The sequence below is a fragment of the Spartinivicinus ruber genome, assembly GCF_011009015.1.
GTDB classification, from domain to species: domain Bacteria; phylum Pseudomonadota; class Gammaproteobacteria; order Pseudomonadales; family Zooshikellaceae; genus Spartinivicinus; species Spartinivicinus ruber.
The window spans coordinates 1,315,719-1,341,985 of record NZ_CP048878.1; the positions used below are offsets into that span (position 1 = coordinate 1,315,719).

The following is a 26,267-nucleotide window of genomic DNA, read 5'->3' on the forward strand; positions in this document are numbered from 1 at the left end:
GAGTCATCATGGCAAGTTTTGGATTTAATACAGGTGAATATGATCCTAATGCCGGATTTGAGGTATTACCTGCCGGTGATTATATCGCTATGTTGGTAGAAGCCGATATTAAAGCGAATTCAAAAGGCACCGGCCAATTTATTAACTGTAAATGGTTAATTACTGAAGGCGAGTTTGCTAATCGTAATATTTTTGATGCAGTCAATATTACTCACCAAAATACCATGGCGGAGAAATTAGGTCGGCAACGACTGTCGGCGATTGCTCATGCCATTGGGATTCCTGATGCGCAGGATACTGACCAGTTATTACAAAAACCCTGTGTGTTAACGCTTGGAATGAAGCGTGACGATAAATATGGTGAGCAGAATACCATTAAAAAATTCACGGCTTATCAGTTTGGCATGCAACAACCGGCATCACCAGGCAGTTATCAGCAAACAGCTGTGCCAACCATGCCACCTCAAAATACAACACAACAGCCGGTTACTCAGGTACCACAACAACCCATGAATGTAGGTGGTCCTAATGGTCAGCCTGTGTTTAATACGCCCTCATCTGAGCAAGTAGCAAAAATAGCCGTTTAATTATTTAAGAAAATATAAAAAAGCATTGCTTCGTTAACGCGGGTTCAGGGCTAATCGATAAAACAACGAAGCAATGCAATATACGCAAGATTAAAAAACTATCTGATTGAGGATTACAAGAAAAGTATACCTCAACTGCAATAAAAAATTTTACTGAAAACGACACTTTTAATAGCCGGTAACCAGGGAGTGACCATATGCAAATTCCTGACGCCAGTAACACAACCGTTAATGCCATTTACCAACATTACGAAAAAAATGCTGATAGTGGTTTTCGGGCACACTTGGGCGCGTCCATTATTGGTAAAGAATGCCAACGGGCGCTGTGGTATGACTTTCATTGGTGTACCCCTAGCAATCATTCGGGTCAGCTATTGCGCTTATTTGAGACTGGCCAGTTAGCCGAAGCGCGCTTTGCTGAAAACCTAAGAGCCATTGGCGTACAAATCCATACCGTAGACCCAAAGACCGGTTTGCAATATCGGGTCGTGGCTTGTGATGGTCACTTTGGTGGCAGTATGGATGGCATTGGTCAAGGTTTCCCTGAAGCCCCAAAGACACCCCATGTCGTAGAGATGAAGACTCACAGCGAGAAGTCTTTTAAGGAATTAGAAAAGAAAAAGGTTAAGGAATCCAAACCCCAGCATTACACCCAAATGCAAGTCTATATGCACCTCGGCGGATTCGAGCGAGCTTTTTATATTGCCGTGAATAAAAACACTGACGAACTTTATGGTGAACGGGTTGAATATGATCAACAGCATGCCAGGGAGGCAATTGATAAAGCATGTAATGTGATTTTTTCGAGTGCACCACCGGCAAAAATTAACGAAGACCCGAGCTGGTTTAAGTGCAAGTTTTGCGACCACCAAGCCGTGTGCCATCAAAACAAATTACCACCGGTTAACTGTCGTACCTGTATGCATTCTACCCCAGTGGCCAATGGTCAGTGGTTATGTGAGCGTTACCAACTCAATCCGACCGATGAGCAACAACGCTGGGGCTGTCAGAGCCATATGTATAACCCACATCTGTTGTATCCCTGGGCGGAAGTACTGGATAGTGGGGATTACTGGTATCAGTTTGCTATCAAAGCCACAGGGGAAATCATTACCACTGGTGAAGCACCTGAACACTACAAGAGCAGTGAATTAAGGGCCGTTTCTGATTTATCACTATTAAACGATAAAAACGTTGAAGCGATCCGTGACCACTTTGATGCCAAGGTGGTGGCATGAAACTCCGACCTTATCAGCAGGAAGCGATTCAGGCACTGATTGAATACTTTCATCGTGCCACTGGGAATCCGTTAATCTGTATTTCCACTGGTGGCGGTAAGTCGGTGGTGATAGCCGCCTGGTGTCAGTTGGTATTAAACCAATTTCCTAACCAACGAATCTTAATACTCAGCCATGTAAAAGAAATCCTGGAGCAGAATTACAGCAAATTAAAAACCCTGGCCCCTGATGTGGATATGGGGATTTATTCGGCTAGCTTAAAACGCAAAGACAAAGATGCCAGTGTCTTATTTGCCGGTATCCAATCCGTGTATTCCAAAGCGTTTGACTTAGGTCCATTCAATTTAATTATTGTAGATGAGTGCCACTTAATTAACGCCGATAAAGATACCACTATGTACAGTCAGTTTTTTACCGATGCGAAAAAGATGAATCCCAATATTAAAGTGATTGGGTTTTCAGCCACACCGTATCGGATGAAATCAGGCTTATTAACTCATGGGGATAATGCTTTATTCCATGAGATTGTTTACGAAACCGATATTCAGCAATTAATTGATGATGGCTATTTATCGCCCTTAGTCACCAAAGGTGGCAGGCAGAAAATAGACCTGACTGGCGTACGGACTCAAAATGGCGATTATGCCACCAAGGATATGGAAAAGGCGGTTAATAAAGATGATTTAACTGATAAAGCCTTGGCTGAAATTATGGAGTTAGGTGCAGACCGAAAAAGCTGGTTAATCTTTGGGGTATCGGTAAAACACTGTTTGGAAATTGAAGAGAAATTAAAAAAGCAAGGTGTCTCCGTGGGGATCGTCCATGGTAAGACACCTAATAAGTTAAGGGATAGAATTATTACTTTGTTCAAACAAGGTAGTATACGTTGTCTAATTTCGCAAGGTGTTTTAACGACGGGATTCGATGCGCCTAGAACGGATTTAATTGCGTTATTACGTTCGACTAAATCCGCTGGGCTGTATGTGCAGATATTAGGGCGTGGATTACGGATATCACCCGAAACCGGCAAGGCTAATTGTTTAGTGCTGGATTATGGCGGCAATGTTGAACGCCATGGGCCGATTGATCAAATCAAAGTGAGAAATGCCGGCAAGAAAAAAGAACCGGGTGAAATGCCTATTAAGGAATGCCCCAAATGCCAGTTATTGATTCCTTGCTTTGAAAAAGAATGCCCAGATTGCGGGTATATTTTTCCCGCACAAGCCCCCCATAAAGCCACGGCCAGTAATAAAGCGGTTTTGTCTGCTATGCAACAGGCTGAATGGTATCCCGTGGAAGCGGTGTTTTATCAGCTGCATAGTAAGGCGTTTTCGAATAACTCAGTCAAAGTCACTTATCAATGTGGCACTGAATTTTTTGATGAGTGGGTTTGTTTTGAGCACACCGGCTTTCCAAAACACCGGGCATTAACCTGGTGGGTGCAACGGGTCGGTTATCAACCGCCATGCCCGAATGATTGTGATACGGCATTGGCCTATTTAAATAATAACAAGATCAAAACCCCATCCGCTATTCAGGTTAAACCGGAAGGCAAATACAAAAAAATAATTAATTACGAGTTTCTACCCGAGACAATAAAGGAAATGGCTTATGGAAATTAACCAGATGTATTTATCAAGAGAAAACAGAAAGGTTGTTGAGAGAATGAGGGAGTATATTAACTATTATAAGCTAGCCAAAGCAGATGGACGAAAGCCTGAAAGAATACAGTTAGAAATTAAACAATATGAAAGGCTTAGGAAAAATTTACTAACAAAGACTAACGGTAAATGTAAACCACCTTACACCCTTAACAATATCCCAGTTGTCCCGGTTCAACATTAAGGAATCACCATGTTAGCACTCTCACGAAAATACGGGCAGGCCATTTATATTGGTAATCATATCAGAATTTCATTAGGTGGGTTTAATCGGGAATCGGCCCGAGTAGGACTAGCAATCAATGAAAAACTAGAAATTAAGGAGGTGCCTTACGAACGTTATCAAAAGCTAGGTGACGATATTACCTTCTTTATTCGACATAAAGGTGGTCAAGTGTGTTTTTATTTTGATGCGCCGAGAGATGTCATCATATTACGCAGTGAGCTGGAAGCAAGAAATAAGAAAGTTAAACCCGAAAAATCATTAAATGTTGCTTAAGGAGAATGAAATGCAACTTAAGTGGGTTAAGCTAAATAGGTATTTAGAACTATCTGGTGATACTCGGGATGCATTCGCTAATAAACAAAAGAAAGGTGTTTTTTTACGTGATCGTGAGTATCGAACCTGTAGTGATGGGCGAGTTTGGGTAAACCTTGAGGCAGTAGAAAAGTGGGCTCAAAAAAGTGAACCGAGGAGGCACTAGTGAGCAGTAAGTTGCCTGTAGGTGTCAGTATTCGGCAAAATAACCGAACAGAGTCTATTCAAGTTGCCTTTTCTTATCGTGGTGTTCAGTGTCGTGAGACGCTTAGGCTTAAGCCAAATAAGGCCAATATTAAATATGCTGAATCGTTGAGATCAGAAATCGTTAGCAAAATTAACAGAGGCTTATTTAAATACAGTGAATATTTTCCTGAATCACCTAGATGTAAATTATTTGGTGAGGAGACTCGTGAAAATATCACTGTAGCTGAATTGCTTAATGAGTATACCGCTGATTTATCTCGTACGGTTGAGCCCTCAACTGAGCTTCGTTACCGTCGCTCGATAGAAGGGCAACTACTGCCGGAGTTTGGTGATATATTAGCTACTGAGCTAACGCCTAAGCGTATTCGTCAGTGGATTAAGTCAAAGGAGTGTAAGCGTAAGACAATTGCCAACCATCTTATACCCTTGGTTAAAGTACTTCGGCTGGCTGTTGTAGATGGAATTATTGCTAAGTCACCTATGGATTCTATCTCGCTTGATGATGTAGTTCATAAGGAGGCTAGGAGAAGTGACTATAAAATTGATCCATTTACACCGACTGAAATTGAAATACTGTTAAAGGCCATGGAAGGGCAGGTACACAATGCATATAAATTTGCCTTTTTTACGGGTGTTCGTACCAGTGAGCTAATTGGCTTGATGTGGAATAAGGTGGATTTACCCAGAGGTAAAGTGCTGATTGATCAAGCTAAGGTAGAAAGGCAGATGAAGGGTACTAAAACCGGTGAGAAAGGGGAGAGGGAGATAGCTTTATTTCCGCCAGCATTGCAGGCTATTCAGGATCAACTGAAGTATACAGGGGAGGGCGAATACGTCTTCCATAACCCAAGGACTAATCAACCTTGGGATGATGATCAGCAAATAAGAAAGCGGGCGTGGATGCCTGCAATTAAAAGTACTAGGTTGCGTTACCGTAATCCTTATCAGACCAGACACACCTTTGTTTGCTTGATGATTGCCAGGAATGAAAACCTATTCTGGATTGCCAGCCAAATGGGGCATCAGGGTATTGAGATGATCAATAGACATTATGGCAAGTTTATTGAGGAAGCTGGGGCGCAAAGTTCTTATGAGCCTAATCATGATTGGGGGGAGTTTGTGGTGAGTTCAGATGTGTGAAACCATCTTATATCGCTTCACTGTTGTGCTACAACTGCTGTCGGAATTTATGGCGGTGGTTGAACAGGCTTTTTTAGATTTGTCTACTCATGGCCATACGCCTGCTGGGCCTACTAATAAACTCAGCCTAATACAGCAGGCGGATAGTATTAATGAGCAGAATTCTGGTTTTAAAATAATGCTTTAATAAATATAAAATAAAAATGATAGCAGTTTTTGGAATAGATTAATTAACTTTTTATATTTTACTTGGCCTTGAAGTTGCTTCTGCCAAAAATTTAAACCCTATCTTATGTTTCTATAGTTATTGTGGAAGTCAATACATGGCTCTTCTTGCTGTTGTGATAAGAGTAAACCTTCAGTAATTACTAAGGAAAGGGAAGAAATTGTTTATAAGAAAATAGCTAAAACTAGTCATTAATGCTAAGCAATAGTCGCAGACGAAATTGATCTGTCTTGCAATTATAACTTATTTTAAGCTTTATTAATTACAGCTATTGATGTTTGAAAGTTTATTCGACTATACTTAAGTTGAGGTGTTTCTGAATTTGCAAGGAGTGCATATGAAAGTAGTACGTAAGTCATTGGGATTAGATTTGGTGGGAACTTATCAAGGATTATCGCTAGGAGCATATGAAGTTACAAATCAAGATGGTCAATTGTCTTTTCATGCTGTTGTATATAACCCTCTTATTTTTGATACAAATCTAGTGCCTTTTTTTAGAATAAATTCAGCTTGTTTTAGCGCTGATATATTCGGTGATAATCGTTGTGATTGTAATTATCAGTTGCAACAAACTATGAGATTTTTTTTAGAAAATCCTGGTCTTATGATATATCATTTTAATCACGAAGGTCGAGGGGTAGGCTTTGTCAATAAAATAGAAGCATATAAACTTATGAAGAAAAAAAATATTGATACTTTCGATGCTCATAAATTACTAGGGTTGCCTGAAGATAGCCGGAATTACTATTATGCTGTTTTAATTCTAAATAATTTAAACATAAATCGAGTTAATCTTATTACGAATAATCCACAAAAATGTACATACTTAAAGACTCATGGGATTGATGTCTTAGAGGTAATACCTATAGTCAGTCAATGTAAAGAGCATGAAGCATGTCTTTCGTCAAAAGTTATTCACCAAAATCACCTACATTATAAAAACTTATCACCCAAAATATCTGATCTATCTCTTAATTAATAATATTTATTTGTCGAGGTTGACTATGCAATAGGTTTTATCAAGTAATTTAATAACTATTGAATTAGTGTAGGAAACAGTTAGCAGAGACCAGATTATGCAAAATCATACTCTATTACTACTTGGCGCTAATAGCTCATTAGCAGGTGCATTTTTAAAACAAAAGAAAAAAATTTCTCCTATATACATATTAGGTATAGATCAACATGAAAAGGAAAATTTTTCACAGCTATCAAATTATATGCAATTTAATTTTTCTTGTACATCAATGCAGGATGTATGGCAAAATCTTCCATTGGACTTTACCCATGAATTAATATTTATCAGCTGTATAGGGCGGTTTGGTCATCAAGGGAGTCAGGTGCAAGGTCAATCACCGCTGTTAACAAAAGAGGTGCTGGAGCAAATTAATATCAACTTGGTGTTTGTAACATCGTTTTGCTGTGAGCTTATTAATCGATGTATTAATTATAACTGCAAATGTCGTATTGTAATTGTTGGGTCATCAGCTTCCTGGGTAGGTAGTAGAGATATTGGTTATGGTATTGCTAAGGCAGGTCTAAATGGATTGGTGATTAGTTTGTCAAAGTCATTTGCTGTTCAGGGAATCACAGTGTTAGGAGTGAATCCAGGAATTTTTGATTCTTTAATGTCAAGAAATGTCTCAGTTGAGCGTCAACAGTGTGCTATTCAGTCAACACATATAAAACGGGCAGGTCAGGTTGAGGAAATTGCAAAGGTAGTTAGCTATGCGGCATTTGAGGCACCTGATTATATGACAGGTGCTATTTTACCTGTTAATGGAGGGCAATATACTTAATGATTGATTTTTTGCTTATTCATTTGGTGATCTTCAATAAGTTGCTGAATAAGCAATTTTGGCTGTTCGTTAAAATATAGACGACTTTCACTTGGCTTTTGAAATGCTTCAAGTAAACTTGGGAGAAATTCAGTCATACCACCACTGCCAGTAAGTACACCAATTGGTTTACCAATATCATAAGCAATTGTAAATTCATTGAGAGTTCCCCATCGACCACTTATAAAAACAGCTGCATCGCAGTGGCTTACTGCAACTACATTACGATACTTTAAGCAAACTTGATGTATCTGTTTATGTGTAAAATCATTTGGAATATAAATGAGCTGATCATAATAACTTACAGAAGTGCCCATTATTGACTCGTGAAGCTTTTCATGCGTGACAGCAGTACATCCAATCGTTCCGCCATTATACTTTTTAGCACCTTTTATTGCTGCATAAGGTAGTCCTTGGCAGGCTCCAGTAATAAGTGTTGCACCGGCTTCTGCGATGAACTGACCAAGAAGTATTGCTTGTTGCTCTAATCCTGTAGAGATTCCTGCAGCTGAACCGAAAACTCCAATAATCATTTAGTGTTCCCTCACAGTTCTTGTTTTCACTATGTACTAATTAGCGTATACATTTAATTATTGTGTCACATGTATCGCTTATAATTAAACTACTGGATGCAGATTTTTGTTTCTGCTGAAAAGCATCGTATCTTTAATGTATAAAGGGCTGAAGAGCAAGAACTCTCAACTATATATATTTAACAACTTGCAGCTTTTCTAACCTTAGTATAATCGAGCTATTTCACTAACACCTACCTTTACGTATATCAGATTATTTTCTTATTAATGTCACATCACTTCCATTCACCCGAAGGCTGTGACCGTTATATAGGAGGGTACTGGAATCTAGGAGGTTGGAAAAAGCACTCATCCTCCACACCTGCGAGTTTTATGAAAATTTATTTGTGGTAATAATTAACAGCTAAGCCTTGTTGTTTAATCGTTTTAGGAATTATTTATTATTTTCACAAAGTGAAAAATTATCTCAGTTTAAGTAAAAAATACATTTTCAGTGAAAATTATTTATTTTAAGAAAACAATAATTGTGTCGTATTCAATACAAGTAGCATTCTTCTGTTTTTAGGCTGTAGTGTTTAACCCTAATTTCTTGTCTTACTTTTCCAAGCAGCAGGCTTGTCATGATCACCTCCACACAAATATCTATTGAGATGATATGATGTTGTATGTAAGTGCCGTTTAAATAATGGCCAATTCTATGTAAATCAGTTAGTTCAGTGCATCATATCAACATTATTCTAGTAATAAGTTTGTGACTTGGTTAAAATATATTTGGTTGTTATACGTCAATGCGACGTAGCATTTTGCGTCAGAGAGGCGTTCATTAAAAGTTATGTTTCAGAATAATATGAATACAGAGTACTCAATTACAGAAGATGATTATGTGAGAGCAATGAAGCTGTTCTCAAAAATTACAACAAAGGCTGCTGTAATATACCTAATAATAATAGGTGTAGCAGTTATAGCTGCAATTTTTGGTTCGCCAGTTATTAAAGGTAGTGCAATAGGTGGATTAGTAGGTGGTGGTAGTGTTGCGATAGTGATGAGATTTCTTATAAATCCAATTCTTTCTAGAAGGGATTATAGAAAATATAAAGCAATTCAAGAGCCGATAAAGATTCATTTATTAAATGAAGGGGTTCAATTTTCCGCATCAGATGGGGAAGGTATTGTCAGATGGGAACAGGTGCACAAGTGGCGTCAAAATGACGATTACTTACTAATATATCCAATGCCAGGGCTATACCACATTATTCCTAAATCAATTGCTGAAAGTGGTTTTGATTTAAGTGGGCTGATTACAACATTACACGAAAAGGTAGGCAATGAAGCATAACAAGGCAAATCTACATGGACGCAATACTCGCTGGTGCTTGCATTGCTCCGGTTATTTGCGGTTTTGACCATATTTAATAATTTTCAAGTTTTGCAGGTAGTCCACAAGTTCATGAATATATGTTGTGGGATTGTCAGTAGAGAGTCTGGATGCATCTTTTAAAAATTGAGCCGCATTTTTTTGCATCTTCAATGTCAGGGAGCAACGTAGAAAATATTTTTTTTGTGCCCCTGATTAAAAACGCTGATAGTTTAAAAATTATGATAACTTTTAGTTTTTTATTTATTTGGTGTTTATAAATGAATTATTGCAGGTTTTGATAAGTATGCTGTCATGCTGGAGACGTAGGTGTATTCAAAATAGGGCTATCTTTATTGAGATGTGGTAACCTGATGCCTGGCTATGTTCATTAGCAATGCTTGTCTTGATATGAGTTAGCGAATGGAGTGTGTTCGCTGGCAATTCTTACCTCAGAGCAATTCAATCGCATTCTTTAATTGTTCCATGAACTTGTCAACCCTTGTTCTCTATCAAGTAATTTGTGTGGTTGGTTGCTGGTAGAGTGATTCCTATCAGCATTATTCTAGTAATAAGTTTGTTGCTTGGCTAAAATGTATTCGATTGTTATACGTCAATGCGACATAGTACTTTGCGTCAGAGTGACGTTCATTAATAGTTAAGTCAATCTATGAATAATTCTGATTGGGTTAAATTTTTCACAGCCTGTAATGAAGTATTGGGCCAAGGAAGTTGTTCGTCGTTGCATAGTGAGAATTGGTGTGCATGGACCACTTTTGGAAAGCTCCAAGAAGACTGCCTTTACTGGCGGTCTGGGCTACCAAATAATGATGAGTTAACTGATACGTATGTAAAGGATGGGGGCACATGGGGGCAGCCGTTCTTGTATAGCGAAATAGCCCATATTATTGTACCTTCACGATTTTACTGGGAGCGCCCTCCAGGCAAAGGATGGGAGTGTGGACATAGAGAGCAAAATATCGCTGGGCTTTCACAAGCGTTGCAGCGTCTTGAAGTGCAACACCGAATTACAGATATTATATTAGAAATTAAACTCTACTAGTTGGCTCATGTACTTAACAAGTTGCTATCCTTTTATGGCGGCGTTATGAGTAAATGATGAATGAAATAGAGGTAATTCGGCGACTCTTCGATTTCAACTGGCCTTCAGACGATGAGCTTGTAGAGTTTGCAGAAAAGAAAACTGGTTACGGAGGCGACGATGGTTACTATGGAGTTTTGTATCCAGGTGATCTAGACGACTACGATAAGGAAGTTGATGGTTACCACATCCCAGATGGAATGATCGAGGTAGCATATTGGAATGGAGACGATGATGTTATTCAAGTCCCAGAAGAATTGTACCTGCAAGAATTGTTAATCTACTTAAAAACAAATGAAAAACATGAGCTTTCAAGTCGTATTGGTAAGCTCTTAACAGGGTAAGGTATTGGGCTACGCTGACACTGGCCCAATGCTTAATGCTATTAAGTCAGATGCTGCAATCAAAGGCTAACCTACAAGGTCGTGATATGAAAGTTAATCAGGCTCAACCAAAATCTAACAGCCGTCCACAACGTAGACCAAGGTATTAATACCTAGTCATGCAAATCGCTGGAAGTAGAAGGCTATAATCTTTTTGCTTCTGGCAAGTCCAGTTTTTTATATCTCATCACCATATATAACTCATCTTTTAATCAGACTAGTTATTAAGCAATAGCATTTCTCGTGTGAATTTCGTGTGAATTTGGTACCCACTTTTAGACAAAACCTCACCCTGTAAGGTTTTCAGGTAATGTTCTAAGTGGTTGATTTTAAAGGGTTTTAAGGAAATTCAAGGTGAGTGGAAGTGGTGGAGGCGGCGGGAATTGAATGTTCGTATAAGGCATTTAACTAATTGATTTTAAAGATAAAATTTCCAAAAATGGACTGCGTGCGAATTGAGTGCGAAAAATATTACAAGAATAAAAACTTTTTATTGCATGACTTAATCTCTTCTTTCCCTATATGTGTTTGTATGGCATCCGTGATCAATCTTCAACCACCTTTGTGAAATCTGTCTCAGATTAAAGCTTGATCAGATCAAGTTTTGCTCTGTATGTGAATTTGATCACGCTTAAAGATCTTTAAGTGATTAATATCTGACCACTTTTAATTATGCGCGTTGAGTTTAAGGATAGTCTGCATGGCAAAGAAGAGTCTTAAGTATTTTTTAGGGGTCTAGATATTTCCGTACAGTTCTATTCTGGACCGCTTGCTACTTGGAGTTAAATGAAGGATAAGTATGAGAGTCGAATTTGAATTAACTAAGGAAGAAGTTTGGAATGCAATAACTGAACTTCATACAAGTGCTTGTATAGGCACTCACTCTTGGTTGATGTTTTTTGTTTACTATTCAAGATTAGGCTGTTTTTGGATTGCACAACTTGTACTACTAACGTTTGTATTTGACAAAGGGCAGGTTGAGCTAATGCTTGGTGTGACTATTGGGCTTTTGGTCGTTGCTTTTGTATTGTCTGCGTTATCAAAGTATGTTTTACGTCATGATGCTAAAAAGAGTTATTTAAGCTTCGATAAAGGCAATTTTGGTATTCATACATTTGAGTTAAAAGAAGACAAGGCTTCTTTTATGACCCCTGGCGGTTTATTTGAGTTTGCCCCCTCGCAAGTTTGGTCTATGGTGTGGACACCTCAACATTTTTTTATATACACATCATTATTCTCCGTGTATTTACCTCTTTACAAGGTTAGAAAAGATACCTTTGAGGAAATGATGAAAAATATTGAGCAGTATACAGGTAAGAATATTATAAAAACTTTTGATCATCCTGGTTAGTGTTTTTCATTGCTAAGAGCTAGTGGTAGCAGTACTGAGCTACCACTCATAATTAGGCTTGTATTTATTATCGTCTCCAGCCTCTTCAATAAACATTCCATAATGCCTGTTAATCATCTCAATGCCTTGGTGGCCCATTTGGCTTGCTATCCAGAATAGGTTTTCATTTCTTGCTATAAGAAGGCATGCGTAGGTATGCCTAGTTTGGTACGGGTTCCGATAGCGTAGGCCACTTTTTTTTATCGCAGGAATCCAAGCACATTTTCTAATTTGCTGATCATTTTTCCAGGCTTGGTTTGTTCGTGGATTATGAAACACAAAATCGTTGTTGTTCGTATAGTTAAACTGAGATTCTAGGGCTGATATAGCAGAAGGGAAGAGATGTATTAATCTTTCACCCTTGGTACCTGTTTTGGTGCCTTTGAGTAGACCTTCTACTTTAGCCTGGTCAATCAAAACAGACTTGCCTTTTAAGTTAACTTTATCCCAAGTAAGTCCTATGAGTTCACTAGTTCTAACCCCTGTATAAAAAGCAAACTGAAAAGCATTTTTTACCTGTCCCTCCATGCTTTCCAGTAGCTGTTGTATTTCTGCAGGTTTAAAAGGGTCGACTTTAAAATTACTGACTCTAGCATCTTTATGAATGAAATCATCAAGAGATATTGCATCCATTGGTGACCTGGGAATAATAGCGTCTACAACAGCCAGCCGAAGTGCCTTAACTAAGGGGATAAGGTGGTTGGCAATGGTTTTACGCTTACAATTTTTCGATTTAACCCATTCACGAATATGTTTCGGTGTAAGCTCTGTAACGAGAATTTCTCCAAACTCTGGAAGTAGCTGACCTTCAATAGACCGTTTATAGCGCAGAGCTGTTGAAGGCTCTACAGTCCTGTGAAGGTCATTGATATATTCTTTTAGTAACTCTGCAACTGTAGTATTTACTCGAGTACATTCACCAAATACTTTACACCGTGGGGATTCTGGAAAGTAATCACTGTATTTAAATATGTGACGTTCTATTTTCCCAATAATTTCTGCTCTAAGCGCTTCAGCATAACGTAAATTTGCTCTAGTTGGCTTTAGCTTTAGGGTTTCTCTACATTCAACCCCTCTATACATGAAAGCAATCAGAATAGACTCTGATTGCTTATGTTTTCTTATCCTTATTCCTCTAGGAAGCGATGAGGTCATTAATGCCTCCTAGGTTCACTTTTTTGAGCCCATTTTTCTACCGCTTCAAGGTTGACCCATACACGCCCGTCACTACAAGTACGATACTCTCTGTCTCGGAGGAACATACCGGTTTTTTGTTTGTTAACAAATGCATCACGAGTATCACCAGATAGTTCAAGGTATTTTTTTAATTTGACCCATTTGAGTTGCATGATATTTTCTCCTTAACTCATTACCCCAATATACTGAGGTTTTCTCCGTTTGGTTTTTATTCCGGCTTCTAGTTCATCACGTTCTATCTTGATTGAGAGTGGGGCTTGAATAAATAAATCAACTTGTGACAGTGAATCTCTAATACCAGCTATATGAGGCATTGCCGTGAGGGATATAGCGTCATTAATATTAAGCTTTTTGCCAAAGTCGATTTGTTTGATTTGTAACTTCCCTTGGTGAAAAATACTCAGCTCAGCAAAACCGTATCGCCTACCACGCAATACGATACGGTGTTCACCAACTCTGACCGATTCACCAACACGCCTAGTGATGGTTAACATGCTTTTGTCCTTAATTTATTAAGGGGATAAGTCGCACGCCATTAATGGTATAAGGCGGCTTACAGTTGAACTTAATTAAATTCATTTTAAAGGCTTCCAACTGTTCTTTGGTAATATGCAACTGCATTGGTTTTTTATTTTTTGCTAGAGTGTAATACTCTATGTATTGCTTAGCTTTCTCATATAACCTGAGATTCTTTTTGGTTAGCTCCATTCGATTGATTTCCATATCCGTTTCTCCATTACAGCCAGTGATTGTTAGTGCGCCTGCATACTACTCGCCGTTGTGTCTCGAATAATTGTGACAGCGTGATGCGGTTGTTTGGTTGAGTCTATAAACTGGTTAAGTATTTCATTCGCTAATTCAGGATTGCGTTTAGCGGATTCCTTGAATATAGCGAACGTAATAATCAAGCTTTCGCCTAACGCTTGAATAACCTCATCAATATCTTCGCAAGCACAGTGATTAACATATTTTTCGATAGATTGATTTGCTAATGTTCGGCAATTGTTTTTTGAAATCATATTTTTACTATCCAATCATTATTTTTATAGGGATATATGACTATGCAGCTTTGTTTATATCCTGCTCAAGCCATTGCTTTGCTGCAAACTCAGCGCACGCACAAACCCACAGTACATGCCAATCTATAACGGTCAGGCCGCGTTCCCACCAATCCGGGTCTATCTCACATAAATTATTATTGTGAATAATGTTATACAGCTCTTGCTCGCTAGGCTTGTAATCATGGTGTCTAAGTTGATCGAATAAATAGTAAATATTTTCTACTTCATCTTCATTGGCTTTTATTTGCCTTAACCATTCTGGTAACTCTTCTGGCTCGTTTTCATAAAGCACCTCTATTACTTGACAAAAGAGGCTATTGATAGCGATTGCCAGTTCTTTTGGATTATCTTGATTCAGCGCTGACGGTTCTTTTATCTCATCGGGAAGGTCGCTACTTTCAATAGTGCCTAATTCAAAATATTCATAAATTAAACTATATAAATAATCTGCTACCAAAAAGTCGTTAACTTCTTTTTTATCTCTATACACTTGCTCAAGCTTACCTAGGCCATAACCTGAGCAGCCGTCTTTTGCTAAAAAGCCCATATCTCGGCCAACGGTATACAGCACTTCCCCTATATCACCACTTACCGTAATACAGGTAGGGCTTAGAATAATGTCAAACCCATAGACCCATGTTCCCGGTTTTTGGCAACGGTAGAGCTGTACATGCTCAGTATTAACCAGCTCTTTAACCTTGTGATTGGCTAGCGCTCGTTGTACTTGTTCTTCAAGCTTTTCCATACGTTGATTGGGTGTTTCGAAGTTCATCATTGCTCCTTTCTGTAGGCAAAAAAATACCGTGGCTCAATATTGAGCAAGAAAATATTAATTAAATAATGAGTGGAATATGACTGCTTGATTATTTAACTTCTAAGTTTTTACCAGTCTCCCAAAGTAGTTTGGCACTATTGGTTAAGGGTTTAACAAACATGGCTGTCATACCATCATCATGGTCCCAAAATTTCAGTGCAAAATTAAACCCTGCAATTTCTCCTGGGTTCCAATCATTAATTAATTTGTCTCCGTCCTCTTCTATGTCATAGTCATAGTTATTAACAAAGATCGATTCAAAGCCAAGTTCTTTGGCTAACTCTTCAAAATTAACCATATCGTTTGAGGCTATTTGAACGAATAAAGGATTTTCCATGGGTGTCATTATTTTCTCCTTGGTTAGTTACACGCTTAACGTGCTGAACGTTTCTTGTCGTCTAACAGACCGTTGTGCTATCCGCACGGGCCTGGGTTTATTAGGGTCATCTTTAACAACTCGGGGTAATTCAGGTAATGCGAAAAAACTTAATACAATCAGTAATGGACTCACAATTTTTAGCCGGATCAGCTCAGCCACTAAATGTGCACGGTTATGGGTGTTTAACTTGTAGTGTACATTTTTAATTCGATTACTGACTGAGCTGGGCTCAACCCCTTGCTCTCTGGCAATGACTTTATCTGTCTTACCCGACAGTAGCCCTATGCAATATTTAATCTCACGCGGGGCTAGGTATGGGTTATTTAGATTGGCTTGCCAGTGGCCATCGGTAATACAGTTAGTTGCAGGTATTGAGCTGTCCATAGCTAAAACTCAAGTTAATTTCTTGAATAATAGAATAACACTAAAAACTTAAAATACAACTAAAAACTTATAAATTAATTTTTAATTGGGTTGGCTTGATTGTAGGACAACTCTAAGGTGAAAAAAAGAGCAGAAGAGGGAAGGAGTTATCTATTGATTATATATTCTGCTAAAGCATCAAGGATTTTTAAGTCTGCAGGTGTAAGCTTGTTTTTAGCTACGAGGTCTGTGTAAGTGTTTATGATCCTCATTTGTTCTTGCCAAAAAGCAGGATCAGGAGATATAGAGTTCGAGGAAATTTTATCGGTATGTTCTTGAGTTGCAGACAAGCTTTCATTTCCATCAAGTAACCAAAGGTGGTTTACTTTTAAAACTTCACTTAGCTTCTGTAGCTTATTCCGTTTAGGATAAGCCCTTGTCTCAGGATCTTTGGACTCCCATTTACCAACTGCAGCTAAAGATACTTCGCAGTATTTAGCTATTTCACCCTGTGTTAGGTTCAACTCTTTTCGGCGCTTACGAAGTTTCGACCAAAGGCTACTCATCTGACGCTCATTTACTTTGGCTTTAGCTTTTTGGTATTCATCCTCCTCAAGAATAGATACAGCTGAGAATATTGAATCCTCATCATCTGAGTAAAACCAATTAGTATCAACTTGTAATATTTCACTTAGTTTTTGTATTTTGTCTTGTCTGGGAAAGGCTTGTCTTTCAGGGGCTTGTGACTCCCATTGAGAAACTGAAGTCACAGAAACCTCGCAATAGTCTGCGACTTCTTTTTGAGTTAAATCTAGCTCTCTGCGTCGCGCTCTAAGTTTTTTCCAGATTTCACTCATGCAAAAATTCTACTTGAAGTTTACAAAATTCGCTATTACTATGACAATACAATAAAAAAACCGGCACCCTACAATAGAGTACCGGTTAACATGTTAAACCCTTATCAGCACAAACACCAGTGCCTGTGGCACCTTTACGCCTAAATTCAGCGGTATATGTGAAAAGGAGACAAAAGCACATACCCTGATAGGTCGATTGTGTTTGTGCTGAATAGGTAAAACTTTATCTCAAGTTTTAGTAAGCGTCACTTAACTTAATTCTACTGTTAGTTTATACAGTCACCAACCTAGCAAGGAGCATCCATGATGGTACCTCAATGTAAGACTTAGCTAACCCTCTAATACTCTCGTTGTATTTCGAGGGTGTTTTATCAACCAATGACTTATTAATTACTGACTGAATTCAGTGAGCTAAGGATTTTTTATGTCTGAAAAAAATAAGGCAGGGTTTCTTGCAGGCAATAAAAAAGCTGCTAACCCCCGCAAAGAGAAAAGCAGCTTTCCTAACCACATTTGGAGTATTTATTATGGATGATGTTTATGATAACTGCAATGGCTATGTACGACTCAATAACCAGTTATTGGAAGCTATTTGTCAGCTGGATATTTCTGGCCGCCAGTTTCGTATTTTGATGGCGGTGATTAGAAAAACAATTGGCTATAACATCGAGGTTGACTGGATTTCTGCCAGCCAATTAGCTGATTTAATGGCTTATGATGGTGCCACCACCCACCTACATGCCGATTTACGAATACTCAAAGAGCGCAAAATCGTAATCACCAGAGGTCGTAAAATTGGCATCAATAAAAGTTTGGCTAACTGGTGTTTTAGCAAAATCGAAACTAACCAAAAACCGTCACTAAACAAACCGAAATCGGTCACTCATAAAGAAACCAAAAACGGTCAGGTTAGTGACCGAAATCCGTCAGTAAACAAACCGAATTCCGTCACTCCCAAACAAACCGAAAACGGTCAGTGTAGTGACCGAAATCGGTCAGAAAAAGTGACTGAAAACGGTCACCACAAAAGACAAAAAGACACTAAACCAAAAAACACTATTACCCCCTTTAATCCCCCCTTGGAGGAAACCAACCCACAACCGAGTAAAAAATCCAAACGTCGTACACCAGCCAAACGAACCACCACTGCCCCTGAACATTTTCCGATGACACCGGAATTAATTCGGTGGGCCAGTGAGAATTTTATTCGGGTCGATTTGATTATCGAAACTGAAAAATTTCTGGATCACCACCGGGCCAAAGGTTCCACGTTCACTTGCTGGGCGTCAGCCTGGCGAAACTGGATGCGTAATGCCCAACGCTTTGCGGCTGAAAAAGCCATGCCACCCGTTCCAACGACCGGCCCTGTTAAACCCAATGGAATCAAACCTGGGGGGATGGATTGGGATGATACCAGCTGGCGCCATGACTTAGGTCTGTGAGGATGACACCATGAAAAAAACCAGTGACATAATTTCTCGAATTAATTTTAATCAACCCAATACACCACAACCGGCGTCTAATCAGCAGGATGTCTCTGAGCATGCCGCGCAATTGGTGAATTTAATTTTTCGCGAGTTGGTAGGTATTTTTTCTGCTTGGCGACAAGCCTTTGCTGATCCCGAGGTATTAGCCAGTGCCAAACGCAATTGGACCAAAGGGTTTATTACCCATGGTATTCACCAAGTCGAGCAAGTCCGCATTGGATTAAATAAAGCCCGGGGGATTGATAAAGATTTTGTGCCGAGCGTGGGAACGTTTATTCAATGGTGTCAACCGCAACCGGAAGATGTGGGCTTACCCGAGGTTGCGTTAGCGTATCGTGAGGCTTGTGATCATAGCCATAACCCGACAACGGCCGGTTGGTCCCATGAAGGGGTAAAAGTTGCTGCCCAGGAAACCGGGTATTTTGAATTAAAAGCCCGTACCGAAGCCGAAGTGTTTCCGTTGTTTAAACGCAATTATGCCATCGTCACTCGTCGTGTATTGGCTGGTGAATCACTGACAGATATTCCCAAGGCGATCACTGATCAAAGCCAACAAAGCTTGGCTGAACGCAATAAGGTTTATCACGATACACAACAACAACAGCAGATTGAATCAATGGGACTCAATCATTTAACCAATGCCAAAGATGCCATGGCCGCCATGAGAGGCATGTTAGGTCAACGTGTCATTGAGGAGACACCCGCATGAGCTATTCACTGTATGCCCAAATCCGCCCCAGCTCTAAATACTATGAGCAAGGTTTAGGCCCGAATGGTCAACCGTGTTTGCTGAAGGTGGACCAGATTAACCAGGCATTAGACGGTTACCATTTCTGGTGCTCAAGCCCCTATATCAGCGAGTGTTATCGCCGTGAGGATTTAACCTTTTACTCGGGCAATCCAGAGGTGGGCGAGTTGGTGCAATTAAGTTAAGCCATTATATAAAAACTATAAACAGGTAACCCTGCTATGAAAAAAGCCCTTATCTATTTATCTTTATCTGTCGTTGCCGGGTTATGGGTCGGTAACCAACTGAGTGACGCACTAACCAAGCCCACGACACAATGTGCCTATAATGAAACCCTTTTTGTTTTTTAATGAAAGGGCAGTAAACACTGATAGGATGGGATTTTGCTGTACCCACTATCAGCTTTAATATGCCAAATAAGAATTATTCAATAATATTTATAGGCTTGTTTAAAAACTTCTTATTACCTTTCCGCAATGCGGCTACCAGTTTAACGACGGCTTGTTGCTGATCGTTGGTTAAACCTCGTAGAAAAAAATACTTATCTCCCGTCAACAGCCAGTCAATGGAAATATTCAACTCTTTACAGGTTTCAATAATATGTTCCAGGCTAATTGATCCACCTTTTCGCCAGTGGGTCACGGCGGTATGACTGATGCCCAAAGAATCCGCCAGTTGACGTACAGTTATATTTCGGGTGCCCATTGCTTTGGTTAGGCGCTTTCCACGTTGTTGATTTTCGTTTATTTCATTCATCATTATTTACTTCAGTGACTTCTAATGTTAGTAATACTTAAGATTTTACCCCAAATTGGTAAGCTGAAAACCTTGTTTTTTTATTCACTTCATAGACACTTTACTGTAATATGTGTCGTGCATAACAAATAATTAAAAACATAACCCATTATTTTAAAGAGATAGGCCCTTTCAATCACGGATGGTTTTAGCAGTCGTATATCCGTCAATGACTATCATTTTGAGGAATAGGAGTCTGAGCAGTGATTAGCTCAAAGGGTGAAACAGACTTGTTTTTTTATCAAGCAAAAATAAGACGTATTCAAACACGCCTAAAAGAATTAAAAGTAACCTTGGAAAATATAACTGAAAAAAATCAACTAATGAAAACAGCCCCAATGGAGATGGAGATGATCTTTGTCTTAATCGAGACTATGAGCCAACAGTGTAAAAACGATGAATAAACCCTCCCTGGCTGATGGCTGAACTAGCTTGCCATCAGTTGTTGAGCAATTAATTGTCGATCTTTTTCTGATAACCCTTGAAGAAATTCAGCTACTGCTGGGTTTGTGGTTACTTGCTCTGGTGTGGATAAGGTATGACTAAAGGAGAGTTTCATAACAAATTTATGGTTACATTCTGTATTTTTGCAGCGACAGTATAAATCGCTCACATCTTTACTTAAATTGTAACGGGATTTAATGACGGCCTTATGTTCGCAGTGAGGACAATTAATTTGCATGGGGGTTGTTCCCTTTTGTTAGTTATACAACAGTATCGTTATTTAACTTCACCATCCCGGTTCACGATTCATTATACAGGCTATTAGGCAAGTCAAATTGAATTTGGTTTCCTGATAAATATTCGTTCAATTGCAAAAAAGTTTCCGATAAGGGACGAATTTCATTATCGGTATACACCTGGCTGATTTTTTGGATATCCCCAAAGCCACCCGTATTTTCGGGCATAATACCCGCGAGGGCAGGGGGCATTCGCCAGGCACTGATAATGTCATTGCGGCTGATATTTTTAATCCGCTCAAATTCATCCTTAGTGGCAATATCGCCAACGGGAATTATTTTTACCGAATGCTCGTTACCGTTAGGAATATGTAAAAATAAACTCCGAAAGTTGCCGACACCTTTGGAGTGCTTGAGTTTATTTTGCATCATGGCCACGCCTTCAGGGCTTAAACCCGGGTCATTGGTATAAAAAATAAAACCCGCATGGGCACCATTATCATAATAACGACGCCGAAATAAGGTGGCGGATTCATTTAATAATACCGAATGCATGGCACTGAGATATTCAGGGATGCCATACAACTGTTGATTGACGTCGTATTCCATTAATCCAATAATTTCCCCCTTTTTAAATGACGTGAGTTTTCTATCAGGGTTGAGCCAGTAATATTGATCCGGTTTTACCCCTTTGCGGATATTAATCGCAGGCACATGTTGTAAACGGATAGTTTGTTTAAAAGGATTAAGCAGGCGCTTAAAGTAACAGTTACCAAACACATTAAAATCATAGCAAGCCCTATACATCGCTTGTCGGGGTAATAAGTCGCAGGGCTTATAATGTTTGACTAGCATATTGCGTTTAAATCCAGCACAGGCACTGTGATGGGGGTTAGCCCGTAATAACTTAGCCAAGCCTGTTAAGCTTACCGGGGGCTCGTAATACTCGCCGTTATGGTTGGCAAACACCCCTAAAAAATCCTGTAGGTGGGTAGCCAGCACCGATTCAGGATCACCAAAACTGAACACCGTGGCTTCTTGGGGAATAGGTAGGTTCGGCTTATTTTTTTGTGTTGTTTGGCTCGACATGATTAATCCTCAAAGGCCCAAGTGGAAGCTTGCTGGTATTCGGTGTTAATGGGTTCGTTGAATAACGCATGTAAAATGGCAAAGGCGACATCCGCATGACCGGTTTCCTGGGTGCGATTGGCGCTATAGGTAATTTGTCCACTGGGTGTTGTGGTTTGTTTGATGGTTAAAAAGGCATGGGGAATATCCTGCATTTCCGCATCAAAGGCCAGGCGGCCTTTCCGGATGACATCTAAGCCTTTTAATACCAATTGGTTTTTCGTATCGACACTGTAATTGATGGCCCGGGCATAGGGGAAAAAGCCCCGCACTAAATCATAGACACCCCGACCAATGCCGGTGATATCAATGCCAATATGCTGGACATTAAAGCGTTGCGTCAGTTGTCGGATTTGCTGGGCTTGATAAGAAAAGTCAGCGTTATACCACTGGTGTTTTTCCAATACCCGGAACTTGTCGCCATAGGCGGGGTTCGGTGGGGCAACGACCACACAGGTGGCGGCGTCCTGGGTGCAGCTAGGATCAAAGCCCAACCATACGGCATTATCACCAAAGGGGCGGGTTTCGTGGGGTTCATAATCCAACCAGAATAATCGGTCTGAGCAGCACTTTTCTAAATCGCTAAGCTTGAAGACACTTTGCTTATCATCAATAAACTGGCACATCAGCAAGTTGTTGAATTCATCCTCGGAATATTCCAAGCGTAATTGCTCAATATCAAATAAATCACAGCCACCGGCTAAGGCATCCTCAATGGTAATGATTTGCCGGTATTGACCATCCGGGCATAACGCCCCCTTGGCTAATTCATCATTGGTCGGAAAGGCCATGTCTTTATGTTTCTTTTTAAAGGCTGTGGCCGTCCAGAACGGGTAAGCATCATGACCCACGGCACTGGGTGTGGAAAAATACGTCTTACGCCATTTTTTGTGCATGGCCATGCCGGAGGCGACGGTATTAATCTTTTTAAATTTGGGTATCCAAAAATACTCATCGGTATACACATGGCCGTGATAACTTTGGGCAGTACTGGCATTGGTCGACACAAAACGTAATTCGGCGCCATTGCTTAAGGTAATCGGATCACCTTTTAATTCCAGGTCAAACCAATCCTTGGCAAACTGAGTAATATAGCTGCGGAACATTTCAGCCTGGGCACGGCTGGCGGATAAAAAGATTTGGTTATCGCCCGTCAGTACCGCATCCTCAAAGGCTTCCCCTGCAAAGTAATAGGTGAGCCCGATCTGACGGCTTTTTAAAATATTACGAATCCGGTTTAAGCTGGGATCATTTTTTACGGCCCGTAACGCCCGTTGATAATCAAATAGCTGACTGATAAATTTTTGCTGAAAATCCTCAGCCGTGAGTTTACTGATATCATTTTTAATTTGCTTACGTTTCTTACGGGGCTTATCTGAACGGCTGTTGTCACTCTCGTTACCCATTGGTTCTATATGAGATACGACACTGGCTTTAGGCTTCTGCAATTTAGCTAACTGGCTGACTAGCCGATCCATTTCGTTAAGTTCCCGATCGGTCTTATTTTCCCGGCTGGATAAGATAATTAAGCGACGGGATAGGGCAGACTCGGCGGTTTCACTTTGAATTAAATCGGTCCAGCCTTCCTGGGCGGCCCAATAATAAATAATCCGTTTCGATTCAATGCCTAATTGTTTGGCAATTTCAGGGACGCGGTGGCGTTGTAAATATAATTGTTTGGCTTGTTGTTTGGTGTCATCAGAATATTTCATAGGCAAATATCAGTGGCAAGGTTAAGGTGTGCGTTAATAATAAAAGACCTTGAGCAAAAAATAATTCAGTGGATTTGCTGGTTTTTCCTAAAATTACCTCGCTATGCAAAAACAGCAAAATAGCGAAAATCATCCCGTTGCTCGCCTGTCAAAAAGCCATTAATTTTAAATCCAACCTTAGGGGAATGACTGAAATAACCAACCGGAAAACGTATTAAGATGGCAACCACTGATTGGCTTTGTATCATGAAAAGCGGCCCGACAATTGATGGTCGGGAGATTGAGCCGCAAGCCATTATGGATATGGCAGCGTCGTATAATCCAGCGGAATATACCGCCATGATTTGGTATGAGCATTTCCGCTTTTATGGCAATTTCGGTCAGGTGGTAGAATTGAAAACGGAGACGGATGATCAAGACCGGCAATGCTTGTTTGCGAAAATCAAACCCAACCAGAAGCTGTATACACTGAATGAACAGCAGCAACAATTATTTTTCTCGGGTGAAATTTTGCCGGATTTTCGTAAGACAGGTAAGGCTTATTTATTTGGCTTAGCCATTACGGATCAACCTGCCAGTGTGGGCACCTCGCAGTTACATTTTAGCCATCGCCGTCAAGCGTCAGAGAGTTATTTCAGTCAACCCCTGCAATTCAGTTATGAGGACATCGCTGAGCCAGAGTCCTGGTTTAGCCGTGTCTTTAATCGCGATAAATCCGTTCAGGAACAAGGCAAACCAATGGATGAAAAGCAATTTACCCAACTGATGGACAGCCAGCAAAAAAACGCGGATGCCATCAAACAACTAACGGAAACGTTAGCGACATTCAATGCAGCATCACCAGCACAACAAGAGGCATCTACTGCAGAAACATCCTCAACCACTGAAAAGCCTGCTGATAACCCGGCGAATAACACAGAGGAAGAGACTGACAAGAATACAAGTGGTGTCTCTGCAGAAGAGTTTAACTGCCTTAAGCAGTCCTTTGAAAAACTACAAGGCGTCATTAAACAATTGTCGGTTGAGGGTACTGTTGTCCCTCTGGGTGCTGGCCCTGCAGATGATTATGAAGAGGTGCTGTAATGCGCACGGAAACCCAACAAAAATTTAATAAACTCAAGCGCGACCTGGCGCATACCTACAACGTTAGCAATGTTGCGCATAAATTTAATGTCACCCCAACCGTTAGCCAAAAACTGAATGATAAAATTGTTGCCAGCAATCCCTTGCTGCAAAAAATCAATGTGATTCCAGTGGATGAATTACAAGGGGAAAAGGTTTTTTTAGGGGTATCAAGTTCAGTTACGGGTCGTACTAACACCAAAGAAAACGACCGCCAGCCAAAAAACTTAGTGCAGTTAGATAACGATGGTTATCAATTGTATAAGACTGAATCTGACGTCTGTATTAGCTATGAGCAGATGGATGTGTGGGCGAAGTTTAAAGACTTTGCTAGCCGTTATAGCAATGCGGTACAGCATCAAATGGGCGTGGATCGGATTAAAGTCGGCTGGTATGGCAAAGAAGCAGCCCCGCAGACTGATCCAAAAAAACACCCACTCTTACAGGATGTGAATAAAGGCTGGCTGCAAATCATGCGGGAAAAAGCCCCAGGCCAAATCTTATCAAAAGGGGATGATAAACCGATTATTTTAGGGACCGATTACCCGAACTTAGATGCGTTAGCCATTGATTTAAAGTACATGATTGGTGAACCGTTTCAGGCGGATTCTGATTTAGTGTTTTTAGTGGGCAGTGAATTAATTGGCCATTACCACATGCGGCTATACCACTTGCAAGGGGAAACCCCATCGGAAAAAGAGCGCATCGAAAATCAACAGGTGATCCAAACCATTGGCGGCCTACCATCGTATAGCTTCCCGGGGATGCCCTCACGGTTAGCGATGGTGACCAGTTTCAACAATCTATCGTTGTATTTTCAAAGCAGCTCCTGGCGTAAGCAAGTGGTGGATAATCCACGACGGGATCAGGTGGAGGATTACAACTCGCGTAATGAAGGCTATGTAGTCGAGCAATACGAAAAAGTCGCCTTTATTGAGCCAGACCAAATCCAGTTTAAGGGTGAGTCTGAATAATGTTAAGCCTCGCCATGCGCCAAAAACAGCAGCAAGCCCAGGCGATCCAGACGGCGGAACGGGTGCCGTATAGTCCCGAAACCGCCTTTGCCACCCTGGCCAATGCCAAGCAGTTATGCCAGTTACAATTGCGTGGGCTACGGGTGGATTTAGAGGCGTTAAAAAAACTGCAGGGGTATCACACGAAAGCCGATTATAAACGCCAGTTGATCCCTAAATACCTGGATTATATTGACCGCTATTTAGCGTCTAACTGGCAACACCCTAATGAAGTATTGGTGTATTTGGTGATATGGCATTTTGATACCAATCAATTAGCCAAAGGCTTAGCCCTGGCTGAAATTGCTATACAACAACAGCAACCCATGCCTGAACATTTTAGACGCCGGGACATGGCCACCTTTGTGTGTGATGAGGTGTTACAGAAAGTAGAGAGGCAAATAGATGGTGCTGACGCCCTTTATATACAAACCCTGGCGTATATCGAAACCGGCCAGTGGGACGTCGTGCGAGAAGTCAAAGCCCGGTTTTTTAAATTAGCGGCGATTCAAGCAGAAGAAAAAAACCAGCTGGAAACGGCGTTAGCCTATTTCGAAAAAGCCCATGGCTGTTGGGAAAAAATTCAAGTGAAAACCAAATTGGAAAAATTACGGAAAAAATTAACGAACCATTAATTAACCGGCTCTCCCCCAACCGGCCGGGCCACCCAACCAAAAAGCAACGCTAGTTTACCTTTTTGGATTGGGTTGTGCC

The 26,267-nt window shown here is 40.3% G+C and carries 37 protein-coding genes; 22 read left to right on the top strand and 15 right to left on the bottom strand.

The window, feature by feature from the left end:
• Positions 1-8: 8 nt before the first annotated feature.
• The 10 genes from G4Y78_RS06225 to G4Y78_RS06270 all read left to right on the top strand — a co-directional run bounded on the left by G4Y78_RS06225 (position 9) and on the right by G4Y78_RS06270 (position 7,396).
• A complete protein-coding gene (locus G4Y78_RS06225) occupies positions 9-587 on the top strand; it encodes a DUF669 domain-containing protein (protein WP_163832207.1) in 579 nt (192 codons plus the stop codon).
• A gap of 197 nt (positions 588-784) precedes the next feature.
• Positions 785-1,825, top strand: coding sequence for an oxidoreductase (locus tag G4Y78_RS06230; protein WP_163832208.1), 1,041 nt, complete (start codon positions 785-787; stop codon positions 1,823-1,825).
• Positions 1,822-3,447: a DEAD/DEAH box helicase gene (locus G4Y78_RS06235; protein WP_163832209.1), complete on the top strand. Its 1,626-nt coding sequence runs from the start codon at positions 1,822-1,824 to the stop codon at positions 3,445-3,447. The genes G4Y78_RS06230 and G4Y78_RS06235 overlap by 4 nt, the downstream gene beginning before the upstream one ends.
• Positions 3,437-3,670 carry a hypothetical protein gene (locus G4Y78_RS06240; protein WP_163832210.1) on the top strand — a complete coding sequence of 78 codons (234 nt, stop codon included), beginning with the start codon at positions 3,437-3,439 and terminating at the stop codon, positions 3,668-3,670. The genes G4Y78_RS06235 and G4Y78_RS06240 overlap by 11 nt, the downstream gene beginning before the upstream one ends.
• Positions 3,671-3,679: 9 nt before the next feature.
• Positions 3,680-3,985, top strand: a complete 306-nt coding sequence (locus G4Y78_RS06245; protein WP_163832211.1) for a carbon storage regulator — start codon at positions 3,680-3,682, stop codon at positions 3,983-3,985.
• Between the two features lie 10 nt (positions 3,986-3,995).
• A complete protein-coding gene (locus tag G4Y78_RS06250; protein WP_163832212.1) occupies positions 3,996-4,190 on the top strand; it encodes an excisionase in 195 nt (64 codons plus the stop codon).
• A complete protein-coding gene (locus G4Y78_RS06255; protein WP_163832213.1) occupies positions 4,190-5,371 on the top strand; it encodes an Arm DNA-binding domain-containing protein in 1,182 nt (393 codons plus the stop codon). The genes G4Y78_RS06250 and G4Y78_RS06255 overlap by 1 nt, the downstream gene beginning before the upstream one ends.
• Positions 5,364-5,558, top strand: coding sequence for a hypothetical protein (locus tag G4Y78_RS06260; protein WP_163832214.1), 195 nt, complete (start codon positions 5,364-5,366; stop codon positions 5,556-5,558). Before G4Y78_RS06255 ends, G4Y78_RS06260 begins: the two co-directional genes overlap by 8 nt.
• 376 nt (positions 5,559-5,934) lie before the next feature.
• Entirely contained in the window at positions 5,935-6,576 is a 642-nt protein-coding gene (locus G4Y78_RS06265; RefSeq protein ID WP_163832215.1) for a GTP cyclohydrolase II, read from the top strand.
• Positions 6,577-6,673: 97 nt separating this feature from the next.
• Positions 6,674-7,396, top strand: a complete 723-nt coding sequence (locus G4Y78_RS06270) for an SDR family NAD(P)-dependent oxidoreductase (RefSeq protein WP_222937652.1) — start codon at positions 6,674-6,676, stop codon at positions 7,394-7,396.
• On the opposite strand, the gene G4Y78_RS06275 is transcribed toward G4Y78_RS06270, so the two are convergent.
• The gene (locus G4Y78_RS06275) at positions 7,393-7,968 is read right to left on the bottom strand and encodes an SLOG cluster 4 domain-containing protein (RefSeq protein WP_163832216.1); all 576 of its coding nucleotides are present in this window, start codon (positions 7,966-7,968) and stop codon (positions 7,393-7,395) included. The two genes, G4Y78_RS06270 and G4Y78_RS06275, sit on opposite strands and share 4 nt — an antisense overlap.
• 832 nt (positions 7,969-8,800) lie before the next feature.
• Here G4Y78_RS06275 and G4Y78_RS06280 point away from each other — a divergent pair.
• The 4 genes from G4Y78_RS06280 (at position 8,801) to G4Y78_RS06295 (ending at position 12,158) form a co-directional block, all read left to right on the top strand.
• Entirely contained in the window at positions 8,801-9,304 is a 504-nt protein-coding gene (locus G4Y78_RS06280) for a YcxB family protein (RefSeq protein ID WP_163832217.1), read from the top strand.
• A 688-nt stretch (positions 9,305-9,992) separates the two neighbouring features.
• Positions 9,993-10,385, top strand: coding sequence for a hypothetical protein (locus G4Y78_RS06285; protein WP_163832218.1), 393 nt, complete (start codon positions 9,993-9,995; stop codon positions 10,383-10,385).
• A 53-nt stretch (positions 10,386-10,438) separates the two neighbouring features.
• Positions 10,439-10,768 (top strand): hypothetical protein, encoded by a 330-nt coding sequence (locus G4Y78_RS06290; RefSeq protein ID WP_163832219.1) that lies wholly within the window; start codon positions 10,439-10,441, stop codon positions 10,766-10,768.
• Positions 10,769-11,606: 838 nt separating this feature from the next.
• Entirely contained in the window at positions 11,607-12,158 is a 552-nt protein-coding gene (locus tag G4Y78_RS06295; RefSeq protein WP_163832220.1) for a hypothetical protein, read from the top strand.
• 39 nt (positions 12,159-12,197) lie between these two features.
• On the opposite strand, the gene G4Y78_RS06300 is transcribed toward G4Y78_RS06295, so the two are convergent.
• From G4Y78_RS06300 to G4Y78_RS06340, 9 genes are all read right to left on the bottom strand, one after another.
• Positions 12,198-13,352 carry a site-specific integrase gene (locus G4Y78_RS06300; protein ID WP_163832221.1) on the bottom strand — a complete coding sequence of 385 codons (1,155 nt, stop codon included), beginning with the start codon at positions 13,350-13,352 and terminating at the stop codon, positions 12,198-12,200.
• Entirely contained in the window at positions 13,352-13,546 is a 195-nt protein-coding gene (locus G4Y78_RS06305; protein ID WP_163832222.1) for an excisionase, read from the bottom strand. The genes G4Y78_RS06300 and G4Y78_RS06305 overlap by 1 nt, the downstream gene beginning before the upstream one ends.
• A 12-nt stretch (positions 13,547-13,558) precedes the next feature.
• On the bottom strand, positions 13,559-13,888 hold the full coding sequence (locus tag G4Y78_RS06310) for a hypothetical protein (protein ID WP_163832223.1): 330 nt from the start codon (positions 13,886-13,888) through the stop codon (positions 13,559-13,561).
• 10 nt (positions 13,889-13,898) lie between these two features.
• Positions 13,899-14,117: a hypothetical protein gene (locus tag G4Y78_RS06315; protein ID WP_163832224.1), complete on the bottom strand. Its 219-nt coding sequence runs from the start codon at positions 14,115-14,117 to the stop codon at positions 13,899-13,901.
• 29 nt (positions 14,118-14,146) lie between these two features.
• Positions 14,147-14,413 carry a hypothetical protein gene (locus G4Y78_RS06320; RefSeq protein ID WP_163832225.1) on the bottom strand — a complete coding sequence of 89 codons (267 nt, stop codon included), beginning with the start codon at positions 14,411-14,413 and terminating at the stop codon, positions 14,147-14,149.
• Positions 14,414-14,453: 40 nt separating this feature from the next.
• Positions 14,454-15,230: a hypothetical protein gene (locus G4Y78_RS06325; RefSeq protein WP_163832226.1), complete on the bottom strand. Its 777-nt coding sequence runs from the start codon at positions 15,228-15,230 to the stop codon at positions 14,454-14,456.
• Positions 15,231-15,318: 88 nt separating this feature from the next.
• Positions 15,319-15,615, bottom strand: coding sequence for a hypothetical protein (locus tag G4Y78_RS06330; RefSeq protein WP_163832227.1), 297 nt, complete (start codon positions 15,613-15,615; stop codon positions 15,319-15,321).
• A gap of 18 nt (positions 15,616-15,633) precedes the next feature.
• On the bottom strand, positions 15,634-16,032 hold the full coding sequence (locus G4Y78_RS06335) for a helix-turn-helix transcriptional regulator (RefSeq protein WP_163832228.1): 399 nt from the start codon (positions 16,030-16,032) through the stop codon (positions 15,634-15,636).
• Between the two features lie 146 nt (positions 16,033-16,178).
• Positions 16,179-16,868, bottom strand: coding sequence for a helix-turn-helix domain-containing protein (locus G4Y78_RS06340; RefSeq protein WP_163832229.1), 690 nt, complete (start codon positions 16,866-16,868; stop codon positions 16,179-16,181).
• A 527-nt stretch (positions 16,869-17,395) separates the two neighbouring features.
• On the opposite strand from G4Y78_RS06340, the gene G4Y78_RS06345 reads away from it, so the two are divergent.
• The 4 genes from G4Y78_RS06345 to G4Y78_RS31325 are packed head-to-tail and all read left to right on the top strand — an operon-like array spanning position 17,396 to position 19,453.
• Positions 17,396-18,310 (top strand): replication protein, encoded by a 915-nt coding sequence (locus G4Y78_RS06345; protein WP_163832230.1) that lies wholly within the window; start codon positions 17,396-17,398, stop codon positions 18,308-18,310.
• A gap of 10 nt (positions 18,311-18,320) precedes the next feature.
• The gene (locus G4Y78_RS06350; protein WP_163832231.1) at positions 18,321-19,064 is read left to right on the top strand and encodes a replication protein P; all 744 of its coding nucleotides are present in this window, start codon (positions 18,321-18,323) and stop codon (positions 19,062-19,064) included.
• Positions 19,061-19,288, top strand: coding sequence for a hypothetical protein (locus G4Y78_RS06355; RefSeq protein ID WP_163832232.1), 228 nt, complete (start codon positions 19,061-19,063; stop codon positions 19,286-19,288). Before G4Y78_RS06350 ends, G4Y78_RS06355 begins: the two co-directional genes overlap by 4 nt.
• A 36-nt stretch (positions 19,289-19,324) precedes the next feature.
• Positions 19,325-19,453 (top strand): hypothetical protein, encoded by a 129-nt coding sequence (locus G4Y78_RS31325; protein ID WP_268935055.1) that lies wholly within the window; start codon positions 19,325-19,327, stop codon positions 19,451-19,453.
• Positions 19,454-19,526: 73 nt separating this feature from the next.
• On the opposite strand, the gene G4Y78_RS06360 is transcribed toward G4Y78_RS31325, so the two are convergent.
• The gene (locus tag G4Y78_RS06360) at positions 19,527-19,862 is read right to left on the bottom strand and encodes a helix-turn-helix domain-containing protein (protein ID WP_163832233.1); all 336 of its coding nucleotides are present in this window, start codon (positions 19,860-19,862) and stop codon (positions 19,527-19,529) included.
• A 239-nt stretch (positions 19,863-20,101) separates the two neighbouring features.
• Here G4Y78_RS06360 and G4Y78_RS06365 point away from each other — a divergent pair, with 239 nt between their 5' ends.
• Complete coding sequence (locus G4Y78_RS06365; RefSeq protein ID WP_163832234.1) at positions 20,102-20,302, top strand: hypothetical protein; 201 nt, start codon at positions 20,102-20,104, stop codon at positions 20,300-20,302.
• A gap of 23 nt (positions 20,303-20,325) precedes the next feature.
• Here G4Y78_RS06365 and G4Y78_RS06370 read toward each other — a convergent pair whose 3' ends face one another.
• The 4 genes from G4Y78_RS06370 to G4Y78_RS06385 form a co-directional block, all read right to left on the bottom strand.
• A complete protein-coding gene (locus tag G4Y78_RS06370) occupies positions 20,326-20,580 on the bottom strand; it encodes an ogr/Delta-like zinc finger family protein (RefSeq protein ID WP_163832235.1) in 255 nt (84 codons plus the stop codon).
• Positions 20,581-20,641: 61 nt separating this feature from the next.
• Complete coding sequence (locus G4Y78_RS06375) at positions 20,642-21,667, bottom strand: phage portal protein (RefSeq protein ID WP_178124452.1); 1,026 nt, start codon at positions 21,665-21,667, stop codon at positions 20,642-20,644.
• 2 nt (positions 21,668-21,669) lie between these two features.
• On the bottom strand, positions 21,670-23,418 hold the full coding sequence (locus G4Y78_RS06380; RefSeq protein ID WP_163832236.1) for a terminase large subunit domain-containing protein: 1,749 nt from the start codon (positions 23,416-23,418) through the stop codon (positions 21,670-21,672).
• Positions 23,419-23,519: 101 nt separating this feature from the next.
• The gene (locus G4Y78_RS06385) at positions 23,520-23,666 is read right to left on the bottom strand and encodes a hypothetical protein (protein ID WP_163832237.1); all 147 of its coding nucleotides are present in this window, start codon (positions 23,664-23,666) and stop codon (positions 23,520-23,522) included.
• Here G4Y78_RS06385 and G4Y78_RS06390 point away from each other — a divergent pair.
• The 3 genes from G4Y78_RS06390 to gpM are packed head-to-tail and all read left to right on the top strand — an operon-like array spanning position 23,665 to position 26,188.
• Positions 23,665-24,501: a GPO family capsid scaffolding protein gene (locus G4Y78_RS06390; protein ID WP_163832238.1), complete on the top strand. Its 837-nt coding sequence runs from the start codon at positions 23,665-23,667 to the stop codon at positions 24,499-24,501. The genes G4Y78_RS06385 and G4Y78_RS06390 overlap by 2 nt on opposite strands.
• Positions 24,501-25,514 (top strand): phage major capsid protein, P2 family, encoded by a 1,014-nt coding sequence (locus G4Y78_RS06395; protein WP_163832239.1) that lies wholly within the window; start codon positions 24,501-24,503, stop codon positions 25,512-25,514. Before G4Y78_RS06390 ends, G4Y78_RS06395 begins: the two co-directional genes overlap by 1 nt.
• Positions 25,514-26,188: a phage terminase small subunit gene (gene gpM / locus G4Y78_RS06400; RefSeq protein ID WP_163832240.1), complete on the top strand. Its 675-nt coding sequence runs from the start codon at positions 25,514-25,516 to the stop codon at positions 26,186-26,188. Before G4Y78_RS06395 ends, gpM begins: the two co-directional genes overlap by 1 nt.
• The last annotated feature ends 79 nt before the right edge of the window (positions 26,189-26,267 follow it).

Bases quoted from the DNA above. Each gene is read 5' to 3' on its own strand.
- G4Y78_RS06310 (WP_163832223.1), bottom strand. From the start codon at position 13,888: ATGTTAACCATCACTAGGCGTGTTGGTGAATCGGTCAGAGTTGGTGAA.
- G4Y78_RS31325 (WP_268935055.1), top strand. From the start codon at position 19,325: ATGAAAAAAGCCCTTATCTATTTATCTTTATCTGTCGTTGCCGGGTTA.
- gpM (WP_163832240.1), top strand. From the start codon at position 25,514: ATGTTAAGCCTCGCCATGCGCCAAAAACAGCAGCAAGCCCAGGCGATC.
- G4Y78_RS06285 (WP_163832218.1), top strand. From the start codon at position 9,993: ATGAATAATTCTGATTGGGTTAAATTTTTCACAGCCTGTAATGAAGTA.
- G4Y78_RS06270 (WP_222937652.1), top strand. From the start codon at position 6,674: ATGCAAAATCATACTCTATTACTACTTGGCGCTAATAGCTCATTAGCA.
- G4Y78_RS06395 (WP_163832239.1), top strand. From the start codon at position 24,501: ATGCGCACGGAAACCCAACAAAAATTTAATAAACTCAAGCGCGACCTG.
- G4Y78_RS06385 (WP_163832237.1), bottom strand. From the start codon at position 23,666: ATGATACAAAGCCAATCAGTGGTTGCCATCTTAATACGTTTTCCGGTT.
- G4Y78_RS06250 (WP_163832212.1), top strand. From the start codon at position 3,996: ATGCAACTTAAGTGGGTTAAGCTAAATAGGTATTTAGAACTATCTGGT.
- G4Y78_RS06390 (WP_163832238.1), top strand. From the start codon at position 23,665: ATGAAAAGCGGCCCGACAATTGATGGTCGGGAGATTGAGCCGCAAGCC.
- G4Y78_RS06225 (WP_163832207.1), top strand. From the start codon at position 9: ATGGCAAGTTTTGGATTTAATACAGGTGAATATGATCCTAATGCCGGA.
- G4Y78_RS06300 (WP_163832221.1), bottom strand. From the start codon at position 13,352: ATGACCTCATCGCTTCCTAGAGGAATAAGGATAAGAAAACATAAGCAA.
- G4Y78_RS06240 (WP_163832210.1), top strand. From the start codon at position 3,437: ATGGAAATTAACCAGATGTATTTATCAAGAGAAAACAGAAAGGTTGTT.
- G4Y78_RS06275 (WP_163832216.1), bottom strand. From the start codon at position 7,968: ATGATTATTGGAGTTTTCGGTTCAGCTGCAGGAATCTCTACAGGATTA.
- G4Y78_RS06335 (WP_163832228.1), bottom strand. From the start codon at position 16,032: ATGGACAGCTCAATACCTGCAACTAACTGTATTACCGATGGCCACTGG.
- G4Y78_RS06290 (WP_163832219.1), top strand. From the start codon at position 10,439: ATGATGAATGAAATAGAGGTAATTCGGCGACTCTTCGATTTCAACTGG.
- G4Y78_RS06315 (WP_163832224.1), bottom strand. From the start codon at position 14,117: ATGGAAATCAATCGAATGGAGCTAACCAAAAAGAATCTCAGGTTATAT.
- G4Y78_RS06330 (WP_163832227.1), bottom strand. From the start codon at position 15,615: ATGACACCCATGGAAAATCCTTTATTCGTTCAAATAGCCTCAAACGAT.
- G4Y78_RS06360 (WP_163832233.1), bottom strand. From the start codon at position 19,862: ATGATGAATGAAATAAACGAAAATCAACAACGTGGAAAGCGCCTAACC.
- G4Y78_RS06320 (WP_163832225.1), bottom strand. From the start codon at position 14,413: ATGATTTCAAAAAACAATTGCCGAACATTAGCAAATCAATCTATCGAA.
- G4Y78_RS06305 (WP_163832222.1), bottom strand. From the start codon at position 13,546: ATGCAACTCAAATGGGTCAAATTAAAAAAATACCTTGAACTATCTGGT.
- G4Y78_RS06245 (WP_163832211.1), top strand. From the start codon at position 3,680: ATGTTAGCACTCTCACGAAAATACGGGCAGGCCATTTATATTGGTAAT.
- G4Y78_RS06325 (WP_163832226.1), bottom strand. From the start codon at position 15,230: ATGATGAACTTCGAAACACCCAATCAACGTATGGAAAAGCTTGAAGAA.
- G4Y78_RS06350 (WP_163832231.1), top strand. From the start codon at position 18,321: ATGAAAAAAACCAGTGACATAATTTCTCGAATTAATTTTAATCAACCC.
- G4Y78_RS06295 (WP_163832220.1), top strand. From the start codon at position 11,607: ATGAGAGTCGAATTTGAATTAACTAAGGAAGAAGTTTGGAATGCAATA.
- G4Y78_RS06280 (WP_163832217.1), top strand. From the start codon at position 8,801: ATGTTTCAGAATAATATGAATACAGAGTACTCAATTACAGAAGATGAT.
- G4Y78_RS06370 (WP_163832235.1), bottom strand. From the start codon at position 20,580: ATGCAAATTAATTGTCCTCACTGCGAACATAAGGCCGTCATTAAATCC.
- G4Y78_RS06265 (WP_163832215.1), top strand. From the start codon at position 5,935: ATGAAAGTAGTACGTAAGTCATTGGGATTAGATTTGGTGGGAACTTAT.
- G4Y78_RS06230 (WP_163832208.1), top strand. From the start codon at position 785: ATGCAAATTCCTGACGCCAGTAACACAACCGTTAATGCCATTTACCAA.
- G4Y78_RS06235 (WP_163832209.1), top strand. From the start codon at position 1,822: ATGAAACTCCGACCTTATCAGCAGGAAGCGATTCAGGCACTGATTGAA.
- G4Y78_RS06355 (WP_163832232.1), top strand. From the start codon at position 19,061: ATGAGCTATTCACTGTATGCCCAAATCCGCCCCAGCTCTAAATACTAT.
- G4Y78_RS06380 (WP_163832236.1), bottom strand. From the start codon at position 23,418: ATGAAATATTCTGATGACACCAAACAACAAGCCAAACAATTATATTTA.
- G4Y78_RS06340 (WP_163832229.1), bottom strand. From the start codon at position 16,868: ATGAGTGAAATCTGGAAAAAACTTAGAGCGCGACGCAGAGAGCTAGAT.
- G4Y78_RS06375 (WP_178124452.1), bottom strand. From the start codon at position 21,667: ATGTCGAGCCAAACAACACAAAAAAATAAGCCGAACCTACCTATTCCC.
- G4Y78_RS06260 (WP_163832214.1), top strand. From the start codon at position 5,364: ATGTGTGAAACCATCTTATATCGCTTCACTGTTGTGCTACAACTGCTG.
- G4Y78_RS06345 (WP_163832230.1), top strand. From the start codon at position 17,396: ATGGATGATGTTTATGATAACTGCAATGGCTATGTACGACTCAATAAC.